The sequence below is a fragment of the Actinomycetospora sp. CA-053990 genome (genome assembly GCF_050948445.1).
In the GTDB taxonomy this organism is placed as follows: Bacteria; Actinomycetota; Actinomycetes; order Mycobacteriales; family Pseudonocardiaceae; genus Actinomycetospora; species Actinomycetospora callitridis.
This window is the reverse complement of sequence record NZ_CP192043.1, coordinates 1,026,783-1,048,312: the sequence shown is the minus strand read 5'-3', so window position 1 is coordinate 1,048,312 and position 21,530 is coordinate 1,026,783. Positions and strand designations below refer to the sequence as shown.

Genomic DNA, 21,530 nt, shown 5'->3' with positions numbered 1-21,530 from the left:
CGGTGCTCTCCGGCGGCCGGTCAGCCCACCCGGATGCCGGCGGGCAGGCGGGTGCCCTCACCGGCCAGGGGGTCGGAGTCGCACGCTCTGTCCGGTCGAGAATCTTGGCTGGGCCTGCGCACCGACAACGTCAGCGGCACCGGACCGCCGGCGTCCTTCTTCTGCGGGCTGGTGCGGTGGGAGTGGTCGAGCGAGGGCTTGGGGATGACCGTGTCCATCTCCAGCTTCGCCAGCTCGCGCTCGCCGTTGCCGAGCACGCACTCCGGGTCGGGCCCGTCGAGCGGCAGGCCGGTGAAGAACTTCGCGGCCATGCAGCCGCCCTGGCAGGCGTCGTAGTGCGAGCACTTCGTGCACGCGCCCCCCGACTGCGGCCCGCGCAGCTCCGCGAACAGCTCGCTGTCCTGCCAGACGGTCTTGAACCCGCCTTCGGAGCGGACGTTGCCGGCGAGGAACTGCTCGTGGATGGCGAACGGGCAGGCGTAGACGTCGCCGACCGGGTCGATCAGGCACACCACCCGCCCGGCGCCGCACAGGTTGAGCCCGGGCAGCTCCTCGCCGAACGCGGAGAGGTGGAAGAACGAGTCGCCGGTGAGGACGTCCTCGCCGCGCGCGACGAGCCAGTCGTAGAGCTGGCGCTGCTGCTCGCGGGTGGGGTGCAGTTCGTCCCACGAGTCGGCGCCGCGCCCGGACGGGCGGAAGCGGGTGATCCGCAGCTGGGCGCCGTAGCGGTCGGCGATCGCCTTGAAGTCGTCGAGCTGGTCGACGTTGTGGCGGGTGACCACCACGCTGATCTTGAACTGGCCGAAGCCCGCCTCGTACAGGTTCTCCATCGCGCGGATCGCCGTGGCGTAGGAGCCGGGGCCGCGGACGTGGTCGTTGACCTCGGCCGTCGCGCCGTCGAGGGAGATCTGGACGTCGACGTAGTCGGTCGCCGCGAGCTGGGCGGCCCGCGCCTTGTCCAGCTTCACGCCGTTGGTGGAGAACTTGACGCCGACGTCGTGGGCGATCGCGTAGTCCAGCAGCTCCCAGAAGTCGCTGCGCACGGTCGGCTCGCCGCCGCCGATGTTGACGTAGAAGACCTGCATGCGCTGCAGCTCGTCGATGACGGCCTTGGCCTCGTCGGTCGACAGCTCGTTCGGGTCGCGCCGCCCCGAGCTGGACAGGCAGTGGACGCAGGACAGGTTGCAGGCGTAGGTGAGCTCCCAGGTCAGGCAGATCGGGGAGGTCAGGCCTTCGACGAAGTGCTCGACGAGCTTCATGAGGTGGTGTCCCCCTCGGTGGTGGAACGAGGCTGGATCGTGCCCGCCTTCGCGAGGCCGGCGAGGGCCTTGAGGTACTGCTCCCGCTGGTGTGCAGGAACCTCGGCCACCTCGAGGGCGCCGTGGACGTCGGGCTGGTCGGCGAGGGCCTCGACGACCCGCACGAGCGCGCGGGTCTTGAGGAACGACAGCCGACGGGTGTGGAAGTCGTAGACCAGGGCGCCGAACGACTCCGGACGCACGGACACCGAACCGGAGATCCGGTACGGGGCGTCCGCGTCGAAGTCGTCGACGCCGGCGGGGGCGGCCTTGGGACCGGCCCCCGCCGCCGTCGTCGTCATCAGTAGACGCCGCACATGCCGTCGATCGAGACCTCTTCGACGAGGGTCTCCTCGACCAGTTCCTCGTTCTCCTCCATCGCGTCCTCCTCACCAGCGGGTGCCTCGGGCGCTGGGAACGCTAAGCGGCACTCAGTGCCACCGCCAGAGGTTGACCGGGTGGGAAACCTCTGTCCGTTCGGTGGGGGCGTTCACGGACGCGGCTTGGTAGACGATGCTCTGGTGGTGACGACGAGGAGCGCGCGACGGGTCCCGGTGGCCCGGCGCCTCGAGGACGTGGCGCTCGAGCTGTTCGCCACGCAGGGCTTCGACGAGACCACCGTCGACGAGCTCGCGGTGGCCGGGGGCGTCGGCCGGCGCACGTTCTTCCGCTACTTCCCGACGAAGCTCGACGTGGTGCTCGGCGAGCTCGATGAGGGACGGGCCGGGCTCGTCCGTGCGCTCGCCGCCGAGCCGGGCGACGATCCCGTGGCCGCGGCCCGCGCCGCCTTCCTCGCCGTGAACCACTACGCCGACGCCGAGCTGCCCGCCCTGCGCCGGCGTCTCGGGCTGATCGAGGACGTCCCGGAGCTCGCCGCCCGCGCCTCCGTGCGCTATCGCGACTGGGAGCAGGCGCTCGCCTCCGACGCCGCCCGGCGCTGGGGCGTCGACGTCGGCGGGCTGCGCGCGCAGGTGTTCGGGCGGGCGGTGGTCGCGGCGATGCGCGCGGTGTTCAGCGCCTGGCACACGCGCCCGGAGGCCGACGCCGACGCGCTCGGCGCGCTGGTCGAGGAAGCGTTCGACACCCTCTCGCGGGGATTCTCGGCGACGTGAGCGATCTGATCGATCTCGACCCGGCGTCCACCGACCCGCCCTACGAGCAGCTCCGCGCGCGGATCAGCGAGCTCGCCCGGACCGGCGGGCTGGCGCCCCACACCCGCCTGCCCGCGGTGCGTCGCCTCGCCACCGACCTCAACATCGCGCCGGGCACCGTCGCCCGCGCCTACCGCGAGCTCGAGGCCGCCGGGGTCGTCGAGACCCGCGGGCGCCTGGGCACGTTCGTCGTCGGCGAGGAGGGCCGGCCCGACCCGGCGCGGGAGCTGGCCGCGGAGTACGCCCGCCGCGTCACGGCCCTCGGCGTCTCCCCCGAGCGCGCGCTCGACCTCGCGCGGGCGGCGCTCGCCGAGCCCTGATCGCCGAGGGCGCCAGCGAGCCCGTGCGGTCCCCGCAGAGATCGACAGGCGCAAGATCCGATTCCGTGGAGCGTTCGTTCCGCTGAGCGGAGCGTTCGCTCCACCACTCCAGATCTTGTTACCCGAGCGACGCGGCCGACACCAGCTCGGGCGGACCATCCGGGGTTCGGTGGCGAAACCCGCGCTCAGCGCGGGTTGCGCCACCGAAGTCGGCCAGAAGGGGCCGGCGATCTCGACCCGACGTCACCACGGCACCTCGACCCGGTCCTCCCACAGACGCCCGGTGGGGGCGGGCTCGGAGGGGATCGAGTGCCGGCGAGCGAGCCACAACGCCGTGTCGGCACCGTCGGAGATCGACCGGGGCGCGTCGGGGCCGCCCATGTCGGTGCGGCAGTGGCCGGGACACGTCGCGTCGACGAGGACACCGCGGCGGCCGAGCGCCAGCTCGTGGGCCAGGTTGCGGGTCAGCGCGTTGAGGCCCGCCTTGGCGACGCGGTAGGGGGCGAGCCCGCCGGCCGTGCCGGGCCCGGACATGCGCCCGAGGCACGCCGACAGGTTGATCACGCGGCCCCACCGGCGCTTCGCCATCCCCGGCACCAGCGCCGAGATCAGCGCGAAGGGGGCGTCGAGGTCGACGGCGCGCACGTCGCGCCACTCGTCCACCGTCGTGTCGAGGGTCTTCGAGCGCTTCGCGCTCATCACCGCAGCGGCGTTGACCAGCACGTCGACCTCGAGCCCGTCGACCCGTGCGGCGATCCCGTCGACGTCGGCGAGGTCGTGCGCCAGCGCCTCACCCCCGAACGCCGCCACGGCCTCGGCGAGCGCGTCGGCGTCGCGCGCCATCCCGATGACGCGGGCGCCGGAGCCCGCCAGCCCGGTGGCGATCGCACGCCCCAGCCCCCGGCTCGCGCCGGTGACGAGCGCGCACCGTCCGGCCAGGTCCTCGGTCACCCGCCGGTGGTTCCCCGCGATCGACTCTTCCACCCGCCGCCCTTGTCGCGTAGAACTGGCAACAGCGGCCGATCGACAACGCCGCACGATGGGCAGGCGCCCCACCTGTCCGAAGGTGCAGGACGGGCACCGTCGCCGTGGTCGGGATCACCGCGTACCCCTGTCGCCGTGACCGGCGCCACGCCTAGCGTCGCGCCGGATCACGAGAGACCCCGCGGGTGCGCGGGTCCCTCGGGCCAGACCCCGACGAGAGGACCAGCATGCAGGTAGACGAGCTGCTCAAGCCGTTCCCGATCAAGGAGTTCCACCCCTTCCCGCGGGCGCTGCTCGGGCCCGGCTCGCACGAGCTGATCGGCCCCGAGGCCCTCAAGATGGGCTTCAAGAAGACGCTGATCATGACCTCCGGCCTGCGCGGCACGGACATCGTCCACAAGATCTCCGAGTCCATGAAGTGGCACGGGATCGAGACGGTCATCTACGACCAGGTCGAGTCCAACCCCAAGGACTACAACGTCATGGACTCGGTGAAGCTGTACCAGGAGAACTCCTGTGACAGCTTCGTCTCCATCGGCGGCGGCTCCTCGCACGACGCGTGCAAGGGCGCCCGCATCTCGGTGGCCCACGACGGCCGCAACGTCAACGAGTTCGAGGGCTTCAACCAGTCCGAGAACCCGAAGAACCCGCCGCACATCGCGGTCTCGACGACGGCCGGCACGGGCTCGGAGACGTCGTGGGCCTACGTCATCACCGACACCACGACCGACCCGAACAACCCGCACAAGTACGTCGCGTTCGACGACAACTCGGTGACGAGCCTCGCGATCGACGACCCGGTGCTCTACTACGACTGCCCGGTCGACTTCACCGCGCAGTGCGGCTTCGACGTGCTCGCGCACGCCTCGGAGCCCTACGTCTCGCGGCTGAACTTCGAGCCGAGCCTGGGCAACGCGATCCGGGCCATCGAGCTCACCAACAACCACCTCCGCGAGGCCGTGTGGAACGGGCAGGACCTGCCCGGCCGCGAGGGCATGATGTACGCGCAGTACATCGCCGCCCAGGCGTTCAACTCCGGTGGCCTCGGCATCATCCACTCGATCTCGCACGCGGTGTCGGCGTTCTACGACACCCACCACGGCCTGAACAACGCCGTCGCGCTCCCGCGCGTGTGGGCGTTCAACATGCCGGTGGCCTACAAGCGCTTCGCGCGCATCGCCCAGGCCATGGGCGTGGACACCACGCACATGACCGACGTCCAGGCCGCGGAGGCCGCGCTCGCCGCCGCCATCCGTCTGCTGCGCGACGTGGGCATCCCGGAGAAGTTCACCGACGTCACCCAGGACTCGTACTCCAAGAACCGTCTGGGCAAGGGCCCGACCAAGTTCTACGAGAACGAGAAGACGATCACGGGCAACGACGCCGACGTGGACCGCATCACCAACCACGTCCTCGGGGACGCCTGCACGCCGGGCAACCCCAAGGAGTGCACCTTCACCACGGTGCGCCCCGTCGTCGACCACTGCCTCAACGGTGACCTCGACGACCTGCTGAGCTGACGTACCACCCGGTGCCCGGCGGGGACTGACTTCCTTCAGCCCTGCCGGGCACCGGCGTGTCTTCCGGGACACACTGAGCAGGACGGGGCCGTGCCCCGTCTCCCGACACGAGAGGAAGCGCTGCGTGAGCACCCCGACCGACCAGACCGCGTCCCCCTTCGGCTCGGTCGACGAGGTCGTCGACGCGCTCGCCGAGCACGGCTACATCGCCGACCGGCGCCTGGCCACGACGGTGTTCCTGCTGACCCGCCTCGAGAAGCCGCTGCTGCTCGAGGGCCCCGCCGGAGTGGGCAAGACCGAGCTCGCCAAGATGCTCGCCGTCGCCACCGGCCGGCGGTTCCTGCGTCTGCAGTGCTATGAGGGCCAGGACGAGACCAAGGCCCTCTACGAGTGGGACTACGGCAAGCAGCTCCTCTACACCCAGATGCTCCGCGAGAAGATCGCCGAGATCGTGCAGGACGCCCCCGACATCCCGTCGTCGGTGGAGAAGATCAAGAACCAGGACAGCGTGTTCTTCTCCGAGGACTTCCTCGCCGAGCGCCCGCTGCTCGAGGCCATCCGCTCCGACGAGCCCGTCGTGCTGCTGATCGACGAGGTCGACCGCGCCGACGAGGCGCTCGAGGCGGTGCTGCTCGAGACCCTCGGCGAGTTCCAGGTCTCGGTGCCGGAGATCGGCACGTTCGTCGCCAAGAACGCGCCGTACGTCATCCTGACCAGCAACAACACGCGTGACCTGGCCGCCGCCCTCAAGCGCCGCTGCCTGCACCTGTTCCTGGACTACCCCACCGCGGAGCGCGAGCTGGAGATCGTGCGCTCCAAGAACACGGGGCTGCCCGAGGCCGCCGCGCGCGAGCTCGTCGAGGTCGTCCGCGGCCTGCGCGAGCTCGAGCTGCGCAAGGCGCCGAGCATCTCCGAGACCATCGACTGGGCGCGCACGCTGGCCGTGCTCGGCATCGACGAGCTCAACTCGCAGATCCTCTCGGACACCGTGAGCGTCGTGGTCAAGTACGACAAGGACGTCACCAAGGCCCTCGGTGCGCTGCCGAAGCTCGTCGACCCCAACGCCGAGATCCCCGACGCCCACGGGCACGGCCACGGTCATGGCCACGGGCACGGCCACGAGGACGACGGGCACTCGACCGGCCCGGCGCCGGCCACGTCGCGGCCCGTCGCCGACGACGAGGACGACGGCCCCGACGGCCGGGCGGTCCGCGCGGCGAAGGACGAGGAGGGGCGCCACGCCGGCGTGTACGGCGCGCCGGGTCGCGAGTACCAGGAGAAGGCCCGCAGCGGCGAGGCCGAGCCGCCGAAGAAGCGCCCGGTGAGCTCCGGCCAGGGCACCCGCTCCTTCGGCGCGGGCCTCGGCAAGCGCCGCGCGCTCTAGCCGCACCGACGGAGAGGAGGCCCCCGCTCATGGAGGCCAGCATCCATCGCTTCGTCCGGCTGCTCCGCATCCGGCAGGTGCGGATCTCCACCTCGGAGGTCCTCGACGCCATGCGCTGCGCGCGCGAGCCGGGCGTGCTCGCGGACCGCGAGACGCTCAAGGCCGCCCTGCGCGTCTCGCTGGTCAAGGACATCCGCGACGAGGAGTCGTTCGACGAGATCTTCGACGCGTTCTTCGCGCTGGTGCGGATCGGCGCCGAGGACCGCGGGCACGGCCACGGGCACGGGCACGAGGACCTCTCCGACGACGGCGCCCTGGAGAACTTCACGCTCTCCGAGGAGCCGAGCGAGACCCCGCAGGAGGGTCACGACCACGGCACGCCCGTCGACATCAAGGAGTTCTTCGACCCCGAGGACATGGCCCAGCAGTACAACCTGCACCAGGAGGCCAACAAGATCGACCTCGCGGCGATGACCGACGAGATCGTCTTCTCGAAGGACGGCGCCACCGACGAGACCGGCACGGGCGAGAAGGTCCAGATCGAGACCGACCGCCTCCACGGTGGCGGCCTGCCCGGCGACATCGCCACGGACTCGGGCACGAAGGTCGACGCCGACCTCAACGTCGCCCAGCAGGAGGCGCTGCTCGGGTGGCTGCAGGGCGTCGAGGACGGGATCCGCGATGAGGGCGACGAGACCGACGCCATGGCCCTGCGCCGGCGCCTGGCCGGGATGCTCGAGAACCTCCCGGAGGCCATCAAGCGCCACCTCGAGCGCCTGCTGGAGATCGAGCAGCGGGTGATGGACGGTGGGCACGCCGACGAGGACGCGCAGCGGGCCGAGGTCGACCGGGCCGAGGAGCACGAGCGCCAGCAGCTCGAGGACTCCCTGCGCCGGCTGGCCAAGACGCTGCACGGCGCGCTGACCCACAAGCGGCGCGAGTCGGCCCGCGGGCGCATCGACCCGGGACGCACGATGCGACGCAACATGCGCTTCGACGGCATCCCGTTCCGGCCGGTGACGGTCGAGCGCACCGAGGACAAGCCGCGCCTGGTGATCCTCGCGGACGTGTCGTTGTCGGTGCGGGCGACCGCGCGGTTCACGCTGCACCTCGTCCACGGCCTGCAGGACATGTTCGGCCAGGTGCGCTCGTTCGCATTCGTGGCCGACCTCATCGAGGTCACCGACCTGTTCGCCGACCACACCGTGGAGAACGCCCTGGGGCTGATCTTCGGCGGCGACCTGCTCGACGTCGACGCGAACTCCGACTACGGGACCTCGTTCGGGACGTTCCTGGAGGACCACGGGTCGGCGGTGAACCGGCGCTCGACGGTGATCGTCCTCGGGGACGGTCGGGGCAACGGCAACGACGCCAACATGGAGGCGTTCGCCGAGATCACCCGCCGGGCGCGGGAGACGATCTGGCTGACCCCGGAGCCCCGCTACTCGTGGGGCCTGGGCGCCTGCGACCTGCCGCGCTACGCCGAGTTCGTCGACCGCATCCGCGTCGTCCGCGACCTCACCGGGCTCTCGGAGGTCAGCCACGACATGGCGGCCGAGATGATCGGCCGTTGACGACGCGATGACCGTCCGCGACCCCCCCGGCGTGGCCGCGGGCTCGATACGCATCGATCCGCTGGCCCCGTCCCACCCGGGCCGGTGGGAGGACGCGGGGATCGTCGTCTGCCATGTCGACCGGGCACCCGTGCCCGTCCGGCTGGTGGCCGCGCGACCCCCGGAGCGGGTCACCGACCACTTCGAGGTCCACCGACCGGGCGACCGCCTGCTCGTGCTGCACCGGCTGCGCCCCGACGAGCTCGACGACGACATCGCCGGGCTCGTCGCGAGCGAGCTCTCCGGCGTCGTGACGTCGGCGGCGGACTTCGAGCGGGTGTTCACCGGGATCGTGCGCTCGACGATCAGCGACCCGCTCACGGCGTGGTCGACGTTCTACGCGAACAGCCTCGCCGTGCTCCGCCACCCCCGCGAGCCCGCCGACCCCCTCGCGCCGCCCGAGTCGTCGCTCGCGGGCTTCGCCCCGGTGCACGAGCGCGCGGTCGCCGAGATCCGCGGGCGCACCGTCCTCGACGTCGGCTCGTGCTTCGGCTTCCTGCCGCTGCGCCTCGCCCAGGAGGGGTTCGCGGTGGTCGCGACGGACCACACCCCCGGCACCATGGGCCTGCTCGGCGCCGTGGCCCGGCGCCGCGACGAGGCCGTGCGCACCGTCGTCGCCGACGCCCGGCGGCTGCCGGCCGCGGACCGTTCGGTGGACACCGTCACCGCCGTCCACCTGCTCGAGCACCTGCCCGCGCAGGACACGGTGACCGTGCTCGACGAGATGCTGCGCGTCGCCCGTCGTCGCGTGGTGGTCGCCGTGCCCTACGAGGACGTCGCCGAGCCCGTGTACGGGCACCTGAGGACCTTCGACCACGCCGCCCTGCACGCGCTCGGCGAGCGCTCCGCGCACCCGTTCACCGTCGCCGACGACCACGGCGGCTGGCTGGTCGTCGAGGTGGGCTGACGCCCATGTGAGCAGTTCGGGGTGCTGGGGCACTCCGAAGTGCTCACGTGGGCGCAGCCCACCCTCTAGAGGTCCTCGGGCGGCTCGATCTCCCGACGGAGGATCTTGCCGGTCGGCCCCTTCGGCAGCTCGTCGAGCAGCCAGACGTGGCGGGGGTACTTGTAGGCCGCGACGCGCTCCTTGGCGAAGGCGCGGAGCTCGTCGACGCCGACCTCGGCGCCGGGGCGCAGGGCCACGGCCGCGCCGACCTCCTCGCCGAGATCCCGGTCCTGGATCCCGACCACGGCCACCTCGGCGACCGCCGAGTGCTCGTAGAGAGCCTCTTCGATCTCGCGCGGGTAGACGTTGTAGCCCCCGCGGATGATCAGCTCCTTCTTGCGGTCGACGATGAAGTAGTAGCCGTCGTCGTCGCGGCGGCCGACGTCCCCGCTGCGGAACCAGCCGTCCGGGATCGACTCGGCGGTCGCCTCGGGACGGCCCCAGTAGCCCTTCATCAGGCCCTCGCCCCGGATGGCGATCTCCCCGGCGTCGTCGCCCGTGACGTCGTTGCCGTCGTCGTCGACCAGACGCAGCTCCATGCCGGCCACCGGGGTGCCCACCGACCCCGCCTTGCGCTCGGCGTGGGGGTGGTTGAACGAGGCCACCGGCGAGGTCTCGGAGAGCCCGTAGCCCTCGAGCACCACGCACCCGAAGGTCTCCTCGAACTCACGGAGCACCTCGACCGGCATCGCCGAGCCGCCCGAGATGCAGGAGCGCAGGGACGACACGTCGTACTGCTCGCGGTCCTCGACGTGCAGCAGGCCCGCGTACATCGTGGGTACGCCCTCGAAGACCGTCACGCCGTCGCGCCCGATCATCGTGAGCGCCTTCGTCGCGTCGAACCGCGGCAGCAGCGTCAGGCAGGCGCCGGTCAGCACCGCGGAGTTCAGGCCGCACGTCAGGCCGAAGACGTGGAACAGCGGCAGGCACCCCATCACGACGTCGCCGGTGCCGAGCTCGGTCAGCGTGCGCGAGGAGACCCGGGCGTTCGTCGCCAGGTTCGCGTGGGTCAGCTCGGCGCCCTTGGGCGATCCCGTGGTGCCGGAGGTGTAGAGGATCACCGCGGTGTCCTCGTCGTCGCGCTCGACGGGCTCCTCCACCGGGGTGCCGTCGAGCTGGGTCTCGTCGGGCCCGGCGGCGCCGACGGCGACCACCTCGATGTCGCGGCCCTGCGCGGCCTCGCGCGACGCGTCGGCGGCCTGGTCCCAGGCGAACACCACCGAGATGCCCGCGTCGTCGAGGTAGTACTCGATCTCCCGGCCCTTGAGCAGCGGGTTCATCGGGACGACGACGCAGCCGGCCAGCACGGCGCCGTAGAAGACGATCGGGAACGCCGGGACGTTCGGGAAGACCATGCCCACGCGTGCGCCGGGCTCGACGCCCCGCGCCCGCAGCAGGCCCGCGACGCCGCGCGCGGCCTCGAGGAACCGTTCGTACGTCACGACCTGGTCGTCGAGACGCAGCGCCGGACGATCGCCGTGCTCCTTCGACGTCTCGACCAGCGCCGTCGCCAGATTCGTCATCGTCGACTCCCGTGTGTCGGGCCGCATGCGCGGTTGGGCAGCACGGTGCCCCCTCCGGCGCTCGGCCAACCGCCGAGGAGGTCAGACCGGGCAGCCCTGCCCGCGGGCCGCGGCCTGGTCGTCGAGGCGGAACATCGGGCCGGTGTCGGTGGGCTCGTCGTAGTACCGGTGGAACACCGGCGTGAGCCCGCCCGAGATCGGCGGGACGATCCAGCTCCAGTCCACCGGGCAGTGGCGCCCCGCGGCCTCCTCCTTCTCGACGAAGCGCAGGAACCGCCGCGACTCGCCGTGGTGGTCGGCGAGGGAGACGCCGGCCTCGTCGAAGGAGTGCTGCACGGCGGCGGTCAGCTCGATCGCCGCGCGGTCGCGCCAGAGGGTGCGGTCGCTGGAGGTGTCGAGGCCCATGGCCTCGGCCACCTCGGCGAGCATGTCATAGCGGTCGCTGTCGGCGAGGTTGCGGGCGCTGATCTCGGTGGCCATGTACCAGCCGTTGAACGGCGCGGCCGGGTAGGAGATCCCGCCGATGTCCAGGCGCATGTTGCTGATGACGGGCAGGGCGTGCCAGCGCAGCCCCAGCTCGCCGAACCACGGGTGCTCCGCGTGGGCCAGCGGCACCTCGAGCACGGCGTCGCGGGGGACCTCGTAGAACTGCGGGCCCGCCGCCGCGTGCTCGCCGCCGCCGCTGACGACGAGCGGCAGGACGTCGAAGCGCCCCATCGGGCTCGGCGGCAGCCACCCCAGCGAGCGCGCGGTGTCGGTGAAGCCCACGTAGCGCGGGTCGCCGAGCACCCGGCCGCCGGCGCGGTAGCCGGCGTAGCGGATGAGCTGCTCGTTCCACACCCGCGGCCCGGGCCCCGCGGGCCCGTCCGGAGCGAAGATCGTGATGGTCGAGCGGATGCGACCCCGGCGGGTGGCCTCGCGCAGGTGGCCGACGCACTCCTGCGCGACCTCCTCGGGTGCCGTGACGTGCCGGCGGTCGCGCAGGTGCAGGCTGCGCCAGTACAGGCGCCCGATGCAGCGGGCGGAGTTGCGCCAGGCGATGCGCGCGCCGAACTCGAGCTCGTCGCGCGTGTGCACGTAGGTGCCGGTGCGGGCGATCTCCTCGCGCACGGCGGCGATGCGCGGCTCGGCGGGGCCGGCCGTGGGGTTCTCGGTGTGGAAGAGCCGGACGAACTCCTCGGCCACGTCGGGGTCGACGGCGGGGGCCGGGACGTCGGTCGCCGGCGCGTCGGCCGCGGGCACGTCCGTCGCGGGCAGGCCCGTCGCGGGGACGGCCGCCGCGGGCAGCGCCCCGGGCTCGACCTCGATCGTGCTCTCGGGGAGGCGGTCGCGAGCGCGCCCTGGTCCGGCACCGGGGCGGACCGGGGCTCGGGGTGCCCGCGGGGGCGTGGCCACGGGGGCGGGGTCCGGACCGTGGAGCGGTCCCGGGGGCACCGCGGGAGCCGCGGGTCCGGCCACTCCGGCGACCGAGGGAACCCGGGGCCGGGGCTGGGGTCGACGGTCCCGCGGATGCGGGGTGGGGACCACCGGGTCCCCGGAGCCGACCACATCGATCGCCACGCCGCGCGTCATGCCACCTCCGTGTCTCGTGCCGTCCCCGCGCGGCCGTCGTCCACTGTGCCGCCCCTGTGCTCGAAGCGGATCTCGCCGTTCGGATCAATCACACCCGAGGGGGTGCGAGCCGTGGTGGTCTGTTCGGCGCATCCGCGCCGCGCCGCCGGCACCGGGCGCCCCGGGACGGTGGTCCGCGAACCTGCGTCCCCAGCGCCTCCGGGTGCCGACATCGGTGGACAGCGTGGCCCCGAACACGCTGACCACGATCGAGTACGCGGCGACCACGACGGTCACGCGGCGTCCCGATCCCGGGCGCGCTCGCGTCCCGGCTCCCCGTGACGGCTCCACGTGCGCCCACTGTAGTGGGTCGTCCGGGCACCCCCTGCACATACCGGGCGCGTCACCCGGACGCCCGAGGAGCGGGTCGTCCGCGGCCGGTCGATCGCATCTGGCACGCTGACCGGTCGACAACGTGTGATGGCCTCGTGCACAGCGCGTCACGTCGTCGGGGACGACGCGCGGACGGGGCCGGGAGGTGCACCGTGACGCGAGCCCCGGGGCCCGCGGCCCAGGAGCCGGACGGCGCGCGGCGGACGCACGCGCCGGGCACGGGCGCGCCCCGCGGTCCGGCCGACGCCCCGACCGTCGCCCTGCCGGTCGTCCGCCCGGGGTCCGCTCCGGCCCCGACGCCCGTCGAGCGCGCCGCCCCGGCGGTGCCCGAGGTGCCCGCGATCGCCGACCTCGCCGCCCCCGGGCGTCCCGACGTCGACGCCGTCGTCGAGGACGAGGAGCCCGCCGGGCGCCGGCCGCGCCCGTCGCGGCACATGCGCGCCCGGGCCGACGAGATGGCCTGCATGCTGGCCCGCGCGGCCCCCTCGTCGCGGACCCGGCGCGGGCTGTCGTCCTTGTCGTCGCTGCCGGCGGTGGCCGCGGTGATGGGCGCGGTGGCCGTGGGCGGCGTCGGGATCGCCCTGGGCCTGGACGCCGAGCGCACCGGCGTCGCGCTGCCCGACATGCCCGACGTCCCCGCGGAGCAGACCCCGGTCCCGGAGACCGGCGAGGGCACGGACACCGCCGAGGCCGTGAGCCCGACCGTCAACACCGGCATCGTCGAGGCGCTCGAGCCGGACGCCGGCGGGACGCGGGACGTGTCCCCGTCCTCCGTGGCCGCCGAGGCGGCACGACCGGCCCCGGCGGGTCCCCCGAGGGCGACCACGCCGACGTCGCGACCGCGGAGCACCTCGTCGCCGACCCCGTCGACGCGGGCCGAGCCGACGACCGTCACGTCGACGCCCACCCCGCGCTCGACGTCGTCCCCCCGTCCCACCACCCGCTCCGACGGGCCGGACGAGACGGACCAGGGGTCCGCGGCCGACGAGCGGGGGCTGGACGGCCTCGAGGACGGCTCGGGCGCCGGATCCGCGTTCGACGGCGAGGACGCCACCGCGGGCTGAGGCCCGTCCGGCGACCGACGACGACAGCTCCCCGGCCGTCCGCGACGAGATCACGGGGAACGGTCGACGGGCGACGACGGGTGACGCGGCCGTTCGGCCCTGTCACCCGATGGGGGCGGGGCCGCATCCCGCTCACCGGGCGTGGCCCTACGCTGACCGCACGAACACACGGCAGAGCGGTCCTGCCCGGGACGCGGAGTAGCGTTTCGTGGTCGGGGACAACCGCTAGGGTGGCGCGGCGTCGGGGGAGCCCACTCATCCGGGACGAGGAGTCGACCAGACGTGACCGCAGCGAGGGACGATCGCTCCCTGGCCGGGGGACCGCTCGGCGGGCGCCCGACCACGGGTGTGCGCTCCGATCGTGACCACGGCCCCCGCCACGGCGACGCCGGGTACGGCGGTGGCCACGGAGGCCCCGCGGGGCCCGAGCCGGACGGGTACGAGACGTCCGTGCCGGCCCCGTCCCGCCCTCTCGGTGCAGGCCGCCAGGGTGGGTCCGACCAGACCGACAGCTCGGTCTTCGACATTGCCGACGACCGTCGCGAAGCTCCGTACGGGTCCGCCGTACCGTCAGGCACCGGACTCGATCGCACGGGTTCGTTCCGCTCCGCGTCCGAGGGGAGCCCGATGACCTACCCGTCCGGGCCGCACGGCCCGCCCGCCGGCGTGCGGTCCCGCTACCCCGGTGTCGCGGCCCCGCCGCAGTACGGCGGTGGCGGGCAGCTGTCCGGCCCGCCGTCGGGCCCGGGCCACATCCCGACCGCGCCGCCGCCGCCCATGCCGGCATCGGTGGCGCCCGCCGGGCCGCCGGAGGGCGTCGGCCTGCCCGCGCCCCGCGAGGCCGCGGCGTCGAACGACGTCCACGACATGGTCACGACCATCCGGACGAGCTTCAACGCCATCTCGCACCGCACCGACGAGCTGACGTCGCTGTTCTACGGCTGGCTGTTCCGGATCGCTCCGGAGACCCGGGAGCTCTTCCCGGTCACGATGGAACTGCAGCGCACCCGGCTCCTGCGGGCCCTGGTGCACGTCGTGCAGATGGTCGACCGCCCGGACGAGCTCTCGATCTTCCTGCGCCAGCTCGGCCGCGACCACCGCAAGTTCGGGGTCATCGGCGAGCACTACGACCGGGTGGGCGAGGCGCTGCTCGGCGCCCTGCGCGAGATCGCCGGGCCTGCGCTGTGGACCTCCGAGGTCGACGACGCGTGGACGGGCGCGTACGGCATCGTCGCGCAGTCGATGCGCGAGGCCGCCGACGCCGAGCGCGGGCCCGCGGTGTGGATGGCCCGGGTCATGGAGCACCGGCGCATCAACCAGGACCTCGCCGTGGTCCGCGTGCAGACCAGCCAGCCGGTGCCCTACCTCGCCGGCCAGTACGTCAGCGTCGAGACCCCGCAGCGCCCGCGCATGTGGCGCTCGATGTCCCCGGCCAACGCTCCGGGGCCCGACTGCGTGCTCGAGTTCCACGTGCGCACGGTTCCGGGCGGCTGGGTCAGCCGCGCCATCGTGTCGCACGCCCGCGTGGGCGACGTGTGGCGCATCGGCCCGCCGATGGGTCAGATGACCCTCGACCCCCGCGGGCGCTCCGACCTGCTGATGGTCGCGGGCGGCACCGGTCTCGCGCCGGCGCGCTCGATCATCGAGCAGCTGATGTTCGAGGGCACCGACCGCAAGGTCTGCCTGTTCGTCGGCGGCCGCACGTGGAGCGACCTCTACGACATCGAGAGCCTGCGCCGCAGCGCCCAGGAGAACCCCTGGCTCACCGTCGTGCCCGTCGTCGAGGACGACGGGCGCCCGCACGGGGCGGAGACGGGCACGGTCGGCGAGGTCGTCGCCCGCTACGGCGCCTGGGCCGACCGCGAGATCACCATCAGCGGCTCGCCGCCCATGGTGCGCGCGACCACCAACGCGCTCCTCGACGCGGGGACGCCGTTCCGCAACATCCACTACGACCCGTACCACACGGACTGACACCGTCCTGTACGACGAACGGCGCCCCCGCTCTCGAGAGCGGGGGCGCCGTGTCGTGTGTGGAGCGGGAAGTCAGGCGCTCGCGGTCTGACGCGGGGTCATCTCGACCGACAGCTCCGGCGGCTTGGCCAGGGTCTGGAACACGACGCAGTACCGCTCGGTGAGCTTGTGCAGCGTCGCGAGGGTGTCGGCGTCGGCATCGGTGTCGATGTCGAAGCGCAGGCGGACCTCGCGGAACCCGACGGGGGCGTCCTTGGCGACGCCGAGCGTGCCCCGGAAGTCGAGGTCGCCCTCGGCGTGCACGTTGCCGCCGCGGACCTCGACGCCCATCGAGGTGGACACCGCGCGCAGCGTCACCCCGGCGCACGCGACGAGGGCCTCGAGCAGCATGTCCCCGGAGCACAGCTGGGTGCCGTCGCCGCCGGTGGCGGGGTGCAGGCCGGCCTCGACGAGCGCCTGGGACGTCTGCACCCGGCACGCGATGCCCGAGCCGTCGACGTCGCCGTCGGCCTTGAGCGTCACGACGGCCGACTCGGGGTCGTCCTTGTACTGCGACTTGAGCGGGCCCTGGGTCTCGGCGAGCTTCGACTTGTCCATGGCCCCGATCCTGCCTCGGCCGTGCCCGTCCGTCACCCGGTGGTCACGGACTGGCGCACCCGACGGGGACGGCAGGCGGCGACGGCGGCCGCCCCGACCAGGGAGAACGCGATCGCGATCGGCAGGGCGTCGTTCCAGCCCGCGACGAGCCCGGCCGCTCCCCCGCCCAGCGAGGGCCGCGTGGCCACGACGGCGACGACGGTGGTGCCGATCGCCGACCCCACGTAGCGGGCGGTGTTGTTCGCGCCGCCGCCCATGGCACCGCGACCGGCGGGCACGCTGGCGACGGCCTCGCGTCCCAGGGCGGCGTTGACCATCCCGCTCGCCGCCCCCGCCACCGCCAGCCCCGGGACGAGCGAGAGCGGGGCGTCGCCGGGCGCGAGCCCGAGCAGCAGCGCCTGCCCGGCCGCCACGACGAGCAGCCCGGCGGCGAGCTGGAGGCGTCCCGACCACGCGGCGGGCAGGCGCCGGGCGAGCACGGCCGTCACCACGCTCGTGCCCGACCACGCGAGCAGCAGCAGGGCGCCCACCAGCGCGGTGCCGCCGAGGCCCCGCTCGACGACGGTCGGCAGGAACGACGTCGTGGCGATGATGCCCATCCCGGTCGCGAGCGCTCCGACCGTCGCCGCGACGAACGCGGGCGAGGCGAAGAGCGCCATGTCGAGCATGGGCGCCGCACGCCGGCCCTCGAGCACCACGAAGACGGCGAGCAGCGCCACCCCGACCGCGAGCAGCGCGAGCACCCCGGGCGCCCGAAGCCCGACCGTCCCTCGACGAGCCCGGCGAGCAGCGCCGCCAGGCCGGCGGCGAGGACCAGCACGCCCGGCAGGTCGATCGGCCGGGGCTCCGCGGCACGCGACTCGGACACCGCCCGCCGGGTGACGACGGCGAGGACGACGGCGGCGACCGCGGTCGCCCAGTAGGGCCCGGTCCACCCGACGAGGCGGTCGAGGCCCGAGGCCAGGAACGGCCCCGCGGCGATGCCGGCGCCGAGGCTCGCGCCCCACACGCTGCTCGCCGTGCGCGCCTCCGGCGTGCCGGCGGGGAACGCGTGGCCCAGCAGTCCCTGGCTGCAGGCCACCAGCGCGGCGGCGCCGACGCCCTGCAGGATGCGGGCGACCACCAGGACGAGCGCGGACGGTGCAAGGGCGGCGAGGACTGAGGACGCCGCCAGGACGGTCGCGCCGAGCACGAGGACACGGCGCCGGCCGAGGTCGTCGCCCAGCGCGCCGACGGACAGCAGCGCCACGCCGAGCCCGATGCTCATCGAGCTGAGGATCCAGGCCTGCGCCTCGGGGCCGGCGCCGAGCGCGGTGGCCGTCGACGGGAGCGCCGCCAGCGGCACGGTGAACGCCACCAGCGCGAGGAACGTGGCCGCGGCGGCGACGGCGAGGGTGGCGCGGGGCCGGTCGACCGGGCTCGGGGTCACGTCGCGGGACGCTAGCAGGTCGGGTTCGATGGTTGAACCGAACTGCTAGCGTGGTCACCGTGCCGCTGGGCCGCGACTACGACCGTCAGGACTGCGCCCTCGCCCGCGCCCTCGAGGTGGTCGGCGAGCGCTGGACGCTGCTCGTGCTGCGCGACTGCTTCTTCGGCGTCCGCCGCTTCGCCGACCTGCGCGCCCACCTCGACATCCCGCGCGCGGTGCTCTCCGAGCGTCTGGGCACCCTCGTCGACGCCGGGATCCTCGAACGCCGGCCCTACGCCGCCGGGCGGGACGAGTACGTGCTCACCGACACGGGCCTCGATCTCTGGCCCGTGGTGTTCGGCCTCGCCCGGTGGGGCGACCGGCACCGTGTGGGCCCGGACGGGGGCCGGCGACGCTTCCGCCACGCCGACTGTCCGGCCGGCGGCGCCGACCTCGCCGACGGCGGCGTCTGCCCCGCGTGCGGGACGCTGCCCGCCCCGGCGAGCCTGGAGACGCGGCCGCTCGAGCCGGACTCCGGGGCCGACGGCGAGCGCCACGTCCGCGACGACGCCGTCAGCCTCGCCCTGCGCCGCCCGCACCGCCTGCTGGTGCCGCTGCCCTGACGTGAGCGAAGTTCCCGGCTATAGCCGGGAACTTCGCTCACGGGTCACCAGGCGCCGACGGGCCTGCGGATCGTGACGTTGGCGTGGTTGAACAAGTTCGTCAGGGCGATCTGCGCGACGAGCCCGGCGAGCGCCGTGGGGTCGAAGTGCCGGGCCGCCTCGTCCCAGACGTCGTCCGGCACCGGGTCCGGGCGGTCCGCGATCCGCGTGGCCGCCTCGCCGAGGGCGAGCGCCGCGCGCTCGGCGTCGGTGAAGCCGGGCGCCTCCCGCCAGACGGCGACGAGGTCGATGCGCTCGTCGGGCTCGCCGTTCTTGCGCAGGCCCTTCGTGCCCGTGTCCACGCAGAACGCGCAGCCGTTGATCTGGCTCACGCGCAGGTGGACGAGCTCCAGCGTCGTCTCCGGCACGCCGGCGCCGCGGATCGCGCCGATCACGGTGCCGATCCCCTCGCCGAGTCCGGGCAGGGCGCGGGTGAAGGTGTCGAGTCGTCCGGCCATGACAAGCTCCTCGTTCGGTGGTCACATCCGCCGGTCCCCGGCGGTCTCTCCCTGGAGACGTCCCACGAGCGGAGGATGTGACCGATGGACGAGACGGTTCTTGCGGCGGACTTCGAGAGCCACCGCCCGCACCTGCGGGCCGTGACGATGCGCCTGCTCGGCAGCCCGGCCGAGGCCGACGACGCGGTGCAGGAGACGTGGCTGCGCCTCGCGCGCAGCGACGTCTCGGAGGTGGAGAACCTGCGCGCCTGGCTCACCACCGTGGCGAGCCGCGTCGCGCTCTCGATGCTGCGGACCCGCGGCACCCGGGCCGAGTCCGACCTCGACCAGGCCGGCGCGGAACCGGACACCGAGCCCGACCCCGAGACCCGCGCGCTGCAGGCGGACGCGCTGGGCGCGGCGCTGCACGTCGTGCTCGAGCGCCTCGACCCCGCCGAGCGGCTCGCGTTCGTGCTGCACGACCTGTTCGCGGTGCCGTTCGCCGAGATCGCGACGGTGGTCGAGCGCAGCCCCGCCGCGGCCCGCCAGCTCGCGAGCCGCGGCCGTCGCCGCGTCCAGGGCGGATCGGCCGACGCCGAGGTGGACCCGGCACGGCGCCGCGAGGTCGTCGAGGCGTTCCTGACCGCCGCCCGCGACGGCGACTTCGCCGGCCTGATCACCATCCTCGACCCGGACGTCGAGCTGCGCGCCGACCGTGTGGCCGTCGCCGCCGCGAAGGCCAACCCGGGCGCCCCCGACGTCGAGGAGACCGTCCACGGCGCCGAGGCCGTGGCCCGCGTGTTCAGTGGCCGGGCCCGCATGGCCCAGCCCGCGCTGCTCGACGGCATGCCCGGCGTGGTCTACGCCCCGGGCGGCCGGGTCTACTCGGCGTTCGACATCGTGATCGTGGACGGCCGGATCGCGGCGATCGAGATGATCGCCGACCCGGACGTGCTCGCGGAGCTGGACGTCGAGCAGCTCTAGATCGTGGGGGCTTTCCTGACCCTATCGGCGTGCTGTGTTGGATCGTCAGCATGGCCCCCACGCTGGCACCGGAGGTGCTAGATCAACCCCATCTTCGAGGCGGCGTAGACGGCCTCGGCGCGGCGGGTGACGTCGAGCTTGCGCATGAGGTTGCCGACGTGGAACTTCACCGTGGTCTCGGAGATGAACAGCTCGCGGCCGATGGTGCGGTTCGACATGCCGCGGGCGAGCAGGCGCAGGACGTCGAGCTCGCGGCCGGTGAGCGGGTCGCCGTGGGGCTGCTGGCCGTTGAGCGAGCGCACGACGGCGGCGGCCGAGCGGGAGTCGAACGCCGACTCGCCGCGCGACACCGCGCGGATCGCGCTGGTCAGCTCGGTGGTGTCGACGTCCTTGACGACGTAGCCGCGGGCGCCGGCGTGGACGGCCTCGACGACGAGCCGGTCGTCGAGGAACGTCGTCAGCACGAGCACGCCGACCCCGGGGTGCGCCTGGGTGAGCTGGCGGCACAGCTGCAGGCCCTCGGAGTCCGAGCTCGTCGAGAGCTTCAGATCGAGCAGCACGATCGTCGGGCGCTGGTGGGCGACGACGGCGAGCGCCTCGGGCGCGCTCGACGCCTCGCCGACGATCGCGAACTGCGGCTCGCGCTCGAGCACCGAGCGCAGGCCCTGGCGGACGATCGCGTGGTCGTCGACGAGCACGATGCGCACCTCACCCCGGCGGGCGGTGGCGCGGGCGGGGACACGGATCTCGGTCATGACGGCCTCCCGGACGTCTCGGAGGTGTCGGCGGGCTCGGGGGCCGGGCCGGCGGGCGCCAGGGGCACGCCGACCTCGACCCGGATGCCGCCCTGGGGTGCGCGCCGGATGCGCAGGGTGCCGCCGATCTCGCGGGCGCGCTCGGCCATGTTGACCAGGCCGCGGTGCGAGCCGTCGAGGTCGCCCGCGGAGGCGATGCGCAGGGTGCGGCGCACGTGCTCGGGGTCGCCGTGGCCGTCGTCGGACACCGACAGCACCAGGCGGTCCTTGCGGTAGGCCAGGCGCACGACGGCGACGCCCGCCTCGGCGTGCACGGCGGCGTTGAAGAGCGCCTCGCCGGCCACGCGGAAGAGCGAGCGCTCGGCGGCCGACGGCAGCACGACCGGCCGCCCCTCGATGCGCACCTCGACCCGCAGGTCGGAGGGCATGTGGACGGTGGAGAGCTCCTCGAGCATGGCGGGCAGGCTCTGCCGGCCGCGGTCGCCGTGGTGGTGCAGGGCGTAGATCGCCGACCGGAGCTGCTCCACCGCGCGCCGGGTGAGGGCCTTGGCGGTCTCCAGGCGCTCCCGCTGGCGCTCGTCGCGGATCTCGGAGCGCACGACCTCGATCTGCATGCCGGCCGACAGCGCGTACTGGGTGACCGAGTCGTGCAGCTCCCGGGCGATCCGGTGCCGCTCGGAGTCGAGCACCTCGCGCTGGCGCGCGACGGTGAGGGCGTCGCGGGTGTGCTGGAGCTGCTCGTTGCGCGCCGCGAGGTCGTCGGCCTGCTGGCTCGCCTCGCCGTAGAGCCGCATCGTGCGCTGGTGCAGCGCCGAGTTCTGCAGCGCGGCCGCGGTCTGGCCGGCGAGGACGCGCAGCACGGAGGCGTCGGTGGCGTCGATGGCGCGGTCGGCCCCGGTCCAGGCGACGATCTCGCCGACGACGTCGCCGTCGAGGTGCACCGGCACGTGGAGGTGGTGCGGGTCG

At 73.7% G+C, this 21,530-nt stretch carries 22 protein-coding genes and 1 pseudogene; 10 read left to right on the top strand and 13 right to left on the bottom strand.

Features of this window, described 5'->3' with window-relative positions; translation table 11 throughout:
* Positions 1 to 20: 20 nt before the first annotated feature.
* From mftC to mftA, 3 genes are read right to left on the bottom strand one after another with little or no spacing between them, the layout of a single operon-like run.
* On the bottom strand, positions 21 to 1,259 hold the full coding sequence (mftC, locus tag ACQPYN_RS05405) for a mycofactocin radical SAM maturase (RefSeq protein WP_433034383.1): 1,239 nt from the start codon (positions 1,257 to 1,259) through the stop codon (positions 21 to 23).
* Entirely contained in the window at positions 1,256 to 1,600 is a 345-nt protein-coding gene (mftB, locus tag ACQPYN_RS05400; protein WP_433034381.1) for a mycofactocin biosynthesis chaperone MftB, read from the bottom strand. The genes mftC and mftB overlap by 4 nt, the downstream gene beginning before the upstream one ends.
* Positions 1,600 to 1,677, bottom strand: a complete 78-nt coding sequence (mftA, locus tag ACQPYN_RS05395; RefSeq protein ID WP_274192079.1) for a mycofactocin precursor MftA — start codon at positions 1,675 to 1,677, stop codon at positions 1,600 to 1,602. Before mftA ends, mftB begins: the two co-directional genes overlap by 1 nt.
* Before the next feature lie 142 nt (positions 1,678 to 1,819).
* On the opposite strand from mftA, the gene ACQPYN_RS05390 reads away from it, so the two are divergent.
* Both ACQPYN_RS05390 and ACQPYN_RS05385 read left to right on the top strand, forming a co-directional pair.
* The gene (locus ACQPYN_RS05390; protein WP_433034379.1) at positions 1,820 to 2,410 is read left to right on the top strand and encodes a TetR family transcriptional regulator; all 591 of its coding nucleotides are present in this window, start codon (positions 1,820 to 1,822) and stop codon (positions 2,408 to 2,410) included.
* Complete coding sequence (locus tag ACQPYN_RS05385) at positions 2,407 to 2,769, top strand: GntR family transcriptional regulator (protein ID WP_433034377.1); 363 nt, start codon at positions 2,407 to 2,409, stop codon at positions 2,767 to 2,769. The genes ACQPYN_RS05390 and ACQPYN_RS05385 overlap by 4 nt, the downstream gene beginning before the upstream one ends.
* 243 nt (positions 2,770 to 3,012) lie before the next feature.
* Here ACQPYN_RS05385 and ACQPYN_RS05380 read toward each other — a convergent pair whose 3' ends face one another.
* Positions 3,013 to 3,720 carry an SDR family NAD(P)-dependent oxidoreductase gene (locus ACQPYN_RS05380; RefSeq protein WP_433034375.1) on the bottom strand — a complete coding sequence of 236 codons (708 nt, stop codon included), beginning with the start codon at positions 3,718 to 3,720 and terminating at the stop codon, positions 3,013 to 3,015.
* A gap of 260 nt (positions 3,721 to 3,980) precedes the next feature.
* Here ACQPYN_RS05380 and mdo point away from each other — a divergent pair, with 260 nt between their 5' ends.
* From mdo to mftM, 4 genes are all read left to right on the top strand, one after another.
* The gene (gene mdo / locus ACQPYN_RS05375) at positions 3,981 to 5,273 is read left to right on the top strand and encodes an NDMA-dependent methanol dehydrogenase (RefSeq protein ID WP_274192030.1); all 1,293 of its coding nucleotides are present in this window, start codon (positions 3,981 to 3,983) and stop codon (positions 5,271 to 5,273) included.
* A gap of 124 nt (positions 5,274 to 5,397) precedes the next feature.
* A complete protein-coding gene (locus tag ACQPYN_RS05370) occupies positions 5,398 to 6,657 on the top strand; it encodes an AAA family ATPase (protein ID WP_433034372.1) in 1,260 nt (419 codons plus the stop codon).
* 29 nt (positions 6,658 to 6,686) lie between these two features.
* Entirely contained in the window at positions 6,687 to 8,231 is a 1,545-nt protein-coding gene (locus ACQPYN_RS05365; protein WP_433034370.1) for a VWA domain-containing protein, read from the top strand.
* A 7-nt stretch (positions 8,232 to 8,238) separates the two neighbouring features.
* Positions 8,239 to 9,177 (top strand): mycofactocin oligosaccharide methyltransferase MftM, encoded by a 939-nt coding sequence (gene mftM, locus ACQPYN_RS05360; protein WP_433034368.1) that lies wholly within the window; start codon positions 8,239 to 8,241, stop codon positions 9,175 to 9,177.
* Positions 9,178 to 9,242: 65 nt separating this feature from the next.
* Here mftM and ACQPYN_RS05355 read toward each other — a convergent pair whose 3' ends face one another.
* The 3 genes from ACQPYN_RS05355 to ACQPYN_RS05345 form a co-directional block, all read right to left on the bottom strand.
* Entirely contained in the window at positions 9,243 to 10,739 is a 1,497-nt protein-coding gene (locus ACQPYN_RS05355) for a long-chain-fatty-acid--CoA ligase (RefSeq protein WP_433034366.1), read from the bottom strand.
* Between the two features lie 81 nt (positions 10,740 to 10,820).
* Entirely contained in the window at positions 10,821 to 11,996 is a 1,176-nt protein-coding gene (locus ACQPYN_RS05350) for a nitric oxide synthase oxygenase (RefSeq protein ID WP_433038744.1), read from the bottom strand.
* A gap of 399 nt (positions 11,997 to 12,395) precedes the next feature.
* Entirely contained in the window at positions 12,396 to 12,587 is a 192-nt protein-coding gene (locus ACQPYN_RS05345; RefSeq protein ID WP_433034364.1) for a hypothetical protein, read from the bottom strand.
* 248 nt (positions 12,588 to 12,835) lie between these two features.
* Here ACQPYN_RS05345 and ACQPYN_RS05340 point away from each other — a divergent pair, with 248 nt between their 5' ends.
* Together ACQPYN_RS05340 and ACQPYN_RS05335 are read left to right on the top strand one after the other, a co-directional pair.
* The gene (locus tag ACQPYN_RS05340; protein WP_433034362.1) at positions 12,836 to 13,747 is read left to right on the top strand and encodes a hypothetical protein; all 912 of its coding nucleotides are present in this window, start codon (positions 12,836 to 12,838) and stop codon (positions 13,745 to 13,747) included.
* Between the two features lie 867 nt (positions 13,748 to 14,614).
* Positions 14,615 to 15,721: an FAD-binding oxidoreductase gene (locus ACQPYN_RS05335; RefSeq protein ID WP_433038742.1), complete on the top strand. Its 1,107-nt coding sequence runs from the start codon at positions 14,615 to 14,617 to the stop codon at positions 15,719 to 15,721.
* Positions 15,722 to 15,793: 72 nt separating this feature from the next.
* Here ACQPYN_RS05335 and ACQPYN_RS05330 read toward each other — a convergent pair whose 3' ends face one another.
* From ACQPYN_RS05330 to ACQPYN_RS05320, 3 genes and pseudogenes are all read right to left on the bottom strand, one after another.
* Positions 15,794 to 16,318 carry an OsmC family protein gene (locus tag ACQPYN_RS05330; RefSeq protein ID WP_433034360.1) on the bottom strand — a complete coding sequence of 175 codons (525 nt, stop codon included), beginning with the start codon at positions 16,316 to 16,318 and terminating at the stop codon, positions 15,794 to 15,796.
* A 32-nt stretch (positions 16,319 to 16,350) separates the two neighbouring features.
* Entirely contained in the window at positions 16,351 to 16,977 is a 627-nt protein-coding gene (locus ACQPYN_RS05325) for an MFS transporter (protein ID WP_433034358.1), read from the bottom strand.
* A 203-nt stretch (positions 16,978 to 17,180) separates the two neighbouring features.
* Positions 17,181 to 17,747: pseudogene (locus ACQPYN_RS05320) on the bottom strand (MFS transporter); the annotation flags it as partial.
* Positions 17,748 to 17,806: 59 nt separating this feature from the next.
* Here ACQPYN_RS05320 and ACQPYN_RS05315 point away from each other — a divergent pair.
* Entirely contained in the window at positions 17,807 to 18,349 is a 543-nt protein-coding gene (locus tag ACQPYN_RS05315) for a winged helix-turn-helix transcriptional regulator (protein ID WP_433034356.1), read from the top strand.
* 44 nt (positions 18,350 to 18,393) lie between these two features.
* Here the strand turns inward: ACQPYN_RS05315 and ACQPYN_RS05310 are convergent, their stop codons facing one another.
* Positions 18,394 to 18,846 (bottom strand): carboxymuconolactone decarboxylase family protein, encoded by a 453-nt coding sequence (locus ACQPYN_RS05310; protein WP_433034354.1) that lies wholly within the window; start codon positions 18,844 to 18,846, stop codon positions 18,394 to 18,396.
* Positions 18,847 to 18,930: 84 nt separating this feature from the next.
* Here ACQPYN_RS05310 and ACQPYN_RS05305 point away from each other — a divergent pair, with 84 nt between their 5' ends.
* A complete protein-coding gene (locus ACQPYN_RS05305; RefSeq protein ID WP_433034352.1) occupies positions 18,931 to 19,809 on the top strand; it encodes a sigma-70 family RNA polymerase sigma factor in 879 nt (292 codons plus the stop codon).
* Positions 19,810 to 19,886: 77 nt separating this feature from the next.
* Here the strand turns inward: ACQPYN_RS05305 and ACQPYN_RS05300 are convergent, their stop codons facing one another.
* Positions 19,887 to 20,564, bottom strand: a complete 678-nt coding sequence (locus tag ACQPYN_RS05300; protein ID WP_274189855.1) for a MadR family response regulator transcription factor — start codon at positions 20,562 to 20,564, stop codon at positions 19,887 to 19,889.
* Positions 20,561 to 21,511, bottom strand: a complete 951-nt coding sequence (locus ACQPYN_RS05295) for a sensor histidine kinase (RefSeq protein WP_433034350.1) — start codon at positions 21,509 to 21,511, stop codon at positions 20,561 to 20,563. The genes ACQPYN_RS05300 and ACQPYN_RS05295 overlap by 4 nt, the downstream gene beginning before the upstream one ends.
* Positions 21,512 to 21,530: the final 19 nt, after the last annotated feature.

Excerpts from the sequence above, each read along its gene's own strand:
- mftM (WP_433034368.1), top strand. The coding sequence starts at position 8,239 with ATGACCGTCCGCGACCCCCCCGGCGTGGCCGCGGGCTCGATACGCATC.
- mftC (WP_433034383.1), bottom strand. The coding sequence starts at position 1,259 with ATGAAGCTCGTCGAGCACTTCGTCGAAGGCCTGACCTCCCCGATCTGC.
- ACQPYN_RS05335 (WP_433038742.1), top strand. The coding sequence starts at position 14,615 with ATGGTCACGACCATCCGGACGAGCTTCAACGCCATCTCGCACCGCACC.
- mdo (WP_274192030.1), top strand. The coding sequence starts at position 3,981 with ATGCAGGTAGACGAGCTGCTCAAGCCGTTCCCGATCAAGGAGTTCCAC.
- mftA (WP_274192079.1), bottom strand. The coding sequence starts at position 1,677 with ATGGAGGAGAACGAGGAACTGGTCGAGGAGACCCTCGTCGAAGAGGTC.
- ACQPYN_RS05355 (WP_433034366.1), bottom strand. The coding sequence starts at position 10,739 with ATGACGAATCTGGCGACGGCGCTGGTCGAGACGTCGAAGGAGCACGGC.
- ACQPYN_RS05325 (WP_433034358.1), bottom strand. The coding sequence starts at position 16,977 with ATGGCGCTCTTCGCCTCGCCCGCGTTCGTCGCGGCGACGGTCGGAGCG.
- ACQPYN_RS05310 (WP_433034354.1), bottom strand. The coding sequence starts at position 18,846 with ATGGCCGGACGACTCGACACCTTCACCCGCGCCCTGCCCGGACTCGGC.
- ACQPYN_RS05330 (WP_433034360.1), bottom strand. The coding sequence starts at position 16,318 with ATGGACAAGTCGAAGCTCGCCGAGACCCAGGGCCCGCTCAAGTCGCAG.
- mftB (WP_433034381.1), bottom strand. The coding sequence starts at position 1,600 with ATGACGACGACGGCGGCGGGGGCCGGTCCCAAGGCCGCCCCCGCCGGC.
- ACQPYN_RS05305 (WP_433034352.1), top strand. The coding sequence starts at position 18,931 with ATGGACGAGACGGTTCTTGCGGCGGACTTCGAGAGCCACCGCCCGCAC.
- ACQPYN_RS05365 (WP_433034370.1), top strand. The coding sequence starts at position 6,687 with ATGGAGGCCAGCATCCATCGCTTCGTCCGGCTGCTCCGCATCCGGCAG.
- ACQPYN_RS05300 (WP_274189855.1), bottom strand. The coding sequence starts at position 20,564 with ATGACCGAGATCCGTGTCCCCGCCCGCGCCACCGCCCGCCGGGGTGAG.